Raw genomic sequence first — 7,129 nt, 5'->3', positions numbered from 1 at the left:
AGGCTTATTTGTCATGCCCATTTTTATTTCAGAATTTTTCTCAAAAAACTATTGACTTTTAATAGTTAGTCACCTCTACGTAATATTATCCGTTAATAAAAGTTAACCTTATGGATTTTTATCATCCCTAGAAGAATTCTAAGGTGTAGACCAAGTCAATAGTCAACATAAAATTTAAAAATTATGTTAAAATATTTTTAGGAGGTGGATATGCTAAGATGAATAACAGATATAGAATGGGGCAAGTAAGTAATTTTATTGGAATTAGTAAAGATACCATAAGACATTGGCAAAAGAAAGGTCTACTTGAGACTAAAAAAGATGATAATAACTATAACGCATTCACCGATGAAGATTACTTTAAAATATATAAAATCAACTTTTACAGAAACTTGGGTTTCAGTATATCAGAAATAAAGGAACTCCTAAAAAGAGACGCTATTGATGATAAAAAAGAAATTATTGATAAGCATATAAAGCAAATCAATAATGAAATTGAAAAACTTAACTATCAAAGAGATGTATTAAAAGAAACTTATGAAATGCCAACTTCAAGAGAAGTGAATTTACAACTTATTCAAAGAGTATTTAAGCTCAAAAAGGTGGATACACCCGCCCCTTCAAACTTTTCAATTTCAAAAGACATGCAAGGCAAACAGTTGTTTATAACAAACTTTGACACAGAAACCTTAGAGGGTTATGATGTTCATATCGAAGTTTCTGAGAATGAAGATTTTGTTTATTCCCATGATACTTTTATACATTGTTTCTATCCTAGAGAAAAGCTAGTTGAGAATAGCTTTTTTATAAGTTTAATTAATAGGTTCGCTGAGGAAAACAATCTAAGATTAATAGGCGAAATTGTTGAAGTACATGATTTAAAACAGCTTTTCTTCAATGATTTTGATTTTATAGAATTTTATATTGCCGTAAAAGATTACAATGACATATAGGACCACTAAACCATTTGCACCTAAACATACAAAAAGCCATGTTAATCAAGTATGAAAACTGAATTAACATGGCTTATATTTAACAGAAACTCTCTTATAAGTTTAGTTTATTTTCTATTTTAACTCTACAGATGGAGAAAGTACTGGAAGTTCTTCTTCTGCAAGTCGAATAATTTCCTCTAATAATGTGCTTGCATTTTTTGCTGCTATCGGTAAGAACTCAGGGTAAGATAATTCAGCTTCACCATCAGCATTATCTGAAATAGCACGAATGATAACATATGGTATTTCATTTAAGTAAGCAACATGTGCAATGGCTGCACCTTCCATCTCAACTGCGTAAGGAGCAAAGTTTGTTTGAATTCTTTCTTCTAAAGCTCCACCTGCTACGAATTGGTCACCACTTGCAATACGACCTTTAAACACTTTCACATCTTCTAAGTTGATGCTTTCAGCTGCTTTTTCGGATAGGTTAATTAAATCCTCATCTGCCTCAAAGTATGTAATACCTAATCTTGATATTTCTCCTAAAGGCTCTCCTAGTGCTGTTACATCAAAATCATGCTGTACTGCATCTGTAGATATTACAATATCACCTTGTTTTAATTCTTCGTACATTCCACCTGCTACACCAGAATTTATTAAATAGTCAATATCAAATAATGTAATCATAAGCTGTGCGCATGTAGCTGCATTAACCTTACCCACACCCGAACGAGCCAAAATAATATTTTGATTATGTAATGTACCTTGGTAGAATGTCATTCCTGCTACCTGTACTTTTTTTTCAATATCCATTTTATCTTTTAAAATTGTTACTTCTTCTTCCATAGCACCGATGATACCAATTGTATTCATCATTTTAATAACCGGTTCTGTTATTACAGTTTCTGTTACTTGTTCTGAGGATACTGTAACCTCTTTAGACTCTGTAGTACTCGCAGAAGTTACTGTACAGCCAGTAAAAATCATCATATACACTACCATTACTGCTATCAATGCATTTAACTTTTTGATCATTCTTTTATCCTCCTTGGTAAACTATATTCGAACATTATTTACAAATCAATAAAAATTGTTCGATAGTTATTTATACCATACTTTTGATATGCAATCAAGTGTTTTCTGCAAGGAGGATGAATACGTCTAAAGAGGTGGGGGTAATGGTCAAGACTAAAGTATATTTTAGTCTTGACCATTCTTTTTTAATTCTTCATAATTATCTCTTGTTCATCCTTTTCGACATATCTCCCTTTTTAAAGGGAAAGTGTAAAGAAGTTATTTATTAAAAGCATTTTCATACATTTCCCTTATTTCACTCATAAGAGGGTATCTAGGATTTGTACCTGTACATTGATCATCAAAAGCTTGCTCACACATTTCATCTAATGTTTCATAGAATTTTTTTTCGGAAACTCCTGCTTCTTTAATGGATTTTGGAATATTAACTTTTGCATTTAGCTTATCAATAGCCTTTATTAAAAGCTCTACCTTTTCCTCTTCAGTATTACCACCTAATTGTAAATGATCTGCAATTCTAGCATATCTCCATTTAACATTAGGGTATTTATATTGTGGAAATGCCGCTTGTTTTCTTGGATTGTCCACAGCGTTAAAACGAATAACTTCGTTTATCAATAATCCATTAGCAATACCATGTGGTAGGTGGTGCATAGAACCTAATTTATGTGCCATTGAATGACATATTCCTAAGAAAGCATTAGCAAAAGCCATTCCTGCTACAGTTGAAGCATGTGCCATTTTTTCTCTTGCTTTGATATTCGTTGTTCCCTCATGATAAGCATCTGGTAAATACTTAAATATTAATCTTATAGCTTCTAATGCTTGACCGTTGGTATACTCAGACGCTAATATAGACACATAAGCTTCAATAGCATGGGTTAAGGCATCAATGCCAGAAGCAGCTGTTAATCCTTTCGGCATATTCATCATAAGCTCACTATCAATAATGGCTATATTGGGGGTTAATTCATAATCTGCCAGCGGGTACTTAATACTTTCTTGCTCATCGGTAATGACTGCAAATGGAGTGACTTCAGAACCAGTACCTGCTGATGTAGGAATAGCAACCATAATAGACTTTTGTCCTAACTTAGGAAAACGATAGACACGTTTTCTTATATCCATAAATCGCATAGCGAGATCTTCAAATCGAACGTCTGGATGTTCATACATTACCCACATGATTTTAGCAGCATCCATTGGTGAACCACCACCTAAGGCAATTATGGTGTCAGGTTCAAAGTTTCTCATCTCATCCGCACCCTTTCTAGCTATAGCAAGTGTTGGGTCTGGTTCAACATCAAAGAATACTGTATGGTCAATATCTAACTCATCTAAGATATGGGTTATCTTCTCTACAAATCCCAAGTCATAGAGTACTTTATCTGTTACAATAAATACCTTCTTTTTTTGCATATCTTTTAATTCTTCTAATGCTATACCAAGGCATCCGTATTTGAAGTATACTTTATCCGGAATCCTATACCAGAGCATATTTTCTCTCCTCTCAGCTACACTCTTGATGTTAATCAGATGTTTGACCCCGACATTTTCTGTTACGGAGTTACCACCCCAAGAACCGCAGCCAAGAGTCAATGATGGTGCCAGTTTGAAGTTATATAAATCACCAATTGCCCCTTGTGATGATGGCATGTTAATGATTGTTCTTCCTGTTTTCATGGCTTGACTGAATTTTTCAATTCTATCTTTGGATTTTATTTGATCTGTATAAAGTACTGATGTATGTCCTAAACCTCCAAGCTCTACTAATCGAACGGATTTTGTTAGTGCCTCATCAAAAGTATTTACCCGATACATGGCTAAGATAGGTGATAATTTTTCGTGAGAGAATGGTTCTTCAAGTTCAACAGATTCAACTTCACCAATTAAAACCTTTGTATCCTCTGGAACCGTTATACCAGCCATTTCAGCAATTTTTAGAGCTGACTGTCCAACAATATTGGCATTTAATTTCCCATTATTCAGTATTATTCCTCTTACCTTTTCAATCTCTTCATCTTTAAGTAAGTAGCCACCTCTTTGTGAAAACTCATCTTTTACTTCTTCATAAACAACATCTAACACTAATACTGCTTGTTCTGAAGCGCATATGACACCATGATCAAAACTTTTTGATAATAATATAGAGCTTACAGCCATTTTAATATGAGCTGTATCATCGATAATTGCGGGAGTATTACCAGCTCCAACACCAATTGCCGGTTTCCCTGAGGAGTATGCGGCTCTAACCATTCCCGGACCACCTGTTGCAAGAATTAAGTCTGATTGCTTCATTACTTCTGCTGATAACTCAACTGAAGGTTCATCAATCCATCCAATAATTCCTTTTGGAGCACCAGCCTTTTCTGCAGCTTCAAGGACAATTTTAGCTGCTGTAATAGTACAACCTTTTGCTCTTGGATGGGGTGAAAATATAATACCATTCCTTGTCTTTAGCGCAATTAATGCCTTAAATATAGCAGTTGACGTTGGATTAGTGGTTGGCACAACAGCAGCAATTATACCAATAGGATCTGCAACCTTTGTAATTCCAAATGAGTTATCCCTCTCTATAACACCACATGTTTTATCATTCTTATATTTATTATAAATATATTCTGAAGCAAAATGATTTTTTATTACCTTATCTTCTATCAGTCCCATTCCTGTCTCTTCAACTGCCATTTTTGCAAGCATAATCCTAGAATTATTGGCAGCCATAGCTGCTTGACGAAAAATTTCATCTACCTGTTCTTGAGAATAAGTAGAAAATTGCTTTTGTGCTTTTCTTAATTCATTTATTTTACGCGTCAACTCATCTACATTAGTTACCTTCATTTATGACACCCTTTCAACAATGATTGTTAAGTATTTACTTTATTATGATGATTCTATTTAATTACATTATGTGTAGTTTAATATTTATTTATCTAATTATCATGCATATAATAAATAAATAATCTTATATGTACTTGACAGAAAAATAATCTATGTTATACTAGTTAAAATTAAATAATTCTAAAAGCTATGAAGAGAGATAGTAAATATCAACTTGAGTCACAGAGAGAAGATAGAGGCATTGTATGCTGAGCTGAGAGTCTTTACAAGAGTGATATTGAAGCAGTCTTGGAGCTGCGAACCGAACAGAGTAATCTAAGTAGGCTTCGACGGAGTATCCGCCGTATAAAGGGATAGCGGTATCGGGTCTTGCTCTGTACCGGCAGAGTGCAGAGTTATTCTCTGAAGTTAGGTGGTAACGCGGGCTTGTTAGTTCGTCCTAAGTTGAATTTCATATTCGACTTAGGACTTTTTTATTTTGAAATAAATATTAATAGAGGAGATGAAATTAATGAAAGCAAACGAACTTAGGCAAATGTATATTGAATTTTTTGAAGAAAGAGGTCATAAAACAATTGCCTCTGCTTCACTATTACCTGATAATGACCCCAGTGTATTGTTTACAACTGCAGGTATGCATCCCTTAATTCCATATCTACTAGGTGAAAAACATCCGCTAGGGAAAAGACTTGTAGACATTCAAAAATGTGTACGTACCTGTGATATTGATGAGGTTGGTGATTTAACTCATTTAACCTTTTTTGAAATGCTCGGGAACTGGTCCCTTGGGGATTACTTTAAGGCTGAATCAATTTCAATGAGTTATGATTTTCTAACCACAAAATTAAACATTCCCATTGAAAACATAGCTGTTACAGTTTATGAAGGAGATGAAAATGTTCCTCGAGATGATGAGTCCTATGAAATATGGATGGAAAAAGGCTTAAAGGATCATCAGATTTTCTTTTATGGAAGAAAAGAAAATTGGTGGGGTCCTGCTGGGTTGACAGGACCTTGTGGACCAGACACCGAAATATTCTTTGATTCAGGAAAAGCAAAATGTAGTGAAACATGTGGTCCTGCATGTAATTGCGGAAAATATGTGGAGATATGGAATAATGTATTTATGGAATATAACAAGAATGCTGATGGCACTTATTCTATTTTAAAACAGAAAAATGTTGATACTGGAATGGGTTTTGAGCGTGTTTTGGCTATCATGAATGGTAAGAATACAGTTTACAGAACTGAGTTATTTATACCTATCATTGAAAAGGTAGAAGAACTAACAGGTGTAAAAATGATAGAAGATAACGAAAAATCATTCCGAATTATTTGCGAGCATATCAGAGCTGCTACATTTATTCTTGGTGATCAGAAAGCAATAACGCCTTCCAATACTGAGCAAGGATATATCTTAAGAAGACTTATCAGGCGTGCTATTAGACATTGTAAAAAACTTGGTGCTGATAATATTGTTTGTGAAATAGCAGATAAAATTATTTCTATGTACTGTGATGTTTATCCAGAACTTTCTGAGAACAAGGAGTTTATTTTAACACAGCTTAATAAAGAATCAACTTTGTTTGCCAAAACAATTGATAGAGGTTTAAAGCAAGCAGAAAAATATTTTAATCATATTTCTAGTAGTTCAATATTGAGTAGCGAACTCGCTTTTAAGCTGTATGACACTTTTGGTTTCCCTATTGAATTTACCCAGGAGCTTGCATCTGAAAAAGGGATAATGGTGGATATGGACGGTTTTTATGAAAAGTTCAAAGAGCATCAAGAGAAGTCACGTCAAGGAGCAGAAGCAAAATTTAAAGGAGGGATGGCTGATAACAGTGTACAAACAACCAAACTTCATACAGCAACCCATCTATTAAATGGCGCGCTTAGAACTGTTTTGGGTGACAGTATTTATCAAAAAGGAAGTAATATTACGTCAGAACGCTTACGATTTGATTTTTCATTTCATCGTAAATTAACCAAAGATGAACTCATCAAAGTCAGCGACATTGTAAATGAAGCTATACAAAAAGAGATTAATATTACTTGTAAAGAAATGAGCTTAGAAGAAGCAAAAAACTCTGGTGCAGTAGGGGTTTTAGATAATAAATACGGCAGAAAAGTTAAAGTCTATACTATTGATGGCTATTCAAAAGAAATTTGTGGAGGACCGCATATAGAAAATACACGCAAATTAGGGTCTTTCAAAATACTTAAGGAGGAAAGTTCCTCATCAGGTGTTCGGAGAATTAAGGCTACTATACAATAATAATCTATTTTGAACATGGATTTACCCGTAAACTCTG

4 protein-coding genes and 1 other annotated feature are annotated in these 7,129 nt (G+C 34.0%); of the genes, 2 read left to right on the top strand and 2 right to left on the bottom strand.

Translation table 11 applies throughout. The features are described from left to right. Window positions 1-218: 218 nt before the first annotated feature. The gene (locus C1Y58_RS14450; RefSeq protein WP_105616766.1) at window positions 219-953 is read left to right on the top strand and encodes a MerR family transcriptional regulator; all 735 of its coding nucleotides are present in this window, start codon (window positions 219-221) and stop codon (window positions 951-953) included. A 114-nt stretch (window positions 954-1,067) separates the two neighbouring features. Here C1Y58_RS14450 and C1Y58_RS14445 read toward each other — a convergent pair whose 3' ends face one another. Beyond that, window positions 1,068-1,973: a 5'-methylthioadenosine/adenosylhomocysteine nucleosidase gene (locus tag C1Y58_RS14445; protein ID WP_278286109.1), complete on the bottom strand. Its 906-nt coding sequence runs from the start codon at window positions 1,971-1,973 to the stop codon at window positions 1,068-1,070. 258 nt (window positions 1,974-2,231) lie between these two features. Then, on the bottom strand, window positions 2,232-4,814 hold the full coding sequence (gene adhE, locus C1Y58_RS14440; RefSeq protein WP_105616765.1) for a bifunctional acetaldehyde-CoA/alcohol dehydrogenase: 2,583 nt from the start codon (window positions 4,812-4,814) through the stop codon (window positions 2,232-2,234). A gap of 180 nt (window positions 4,815-4,994) precedes the next feature. Next, window positions 4,995-5,259, top strand: a binding site (T-box leader). Between the two features lie 66 nt (window positions 5,260-5,325). On the opposite strand from adhE, the gene C1Y58_RS14435 reads away from it, so the two are divergent. After that, entirely contained in the window at window positions 5,326-7,092 is a 1,767-nt protein-coding gene (locus tag C1Y58_RS14435) for an alanine--tRNA ligase (RefSeq protein ID WP_105616764.1), read from the top strand. Window positions 7,093-7,129: the final 37 nt, after the last annotated feature.

The organism is Vallitalea okinawensis (genome assembly GCF_002964605.1).
GTDB lineage: Bacteria > Bacillota > Clostridia > Lachnospirales > PQDH01 > Vallitalea_A > Vallitalea_A okinawensis.
Note: the sequence above shows the minus strand (reverse complement) of the source record. Positions and strands in the feature narration are given on the sequence as shown.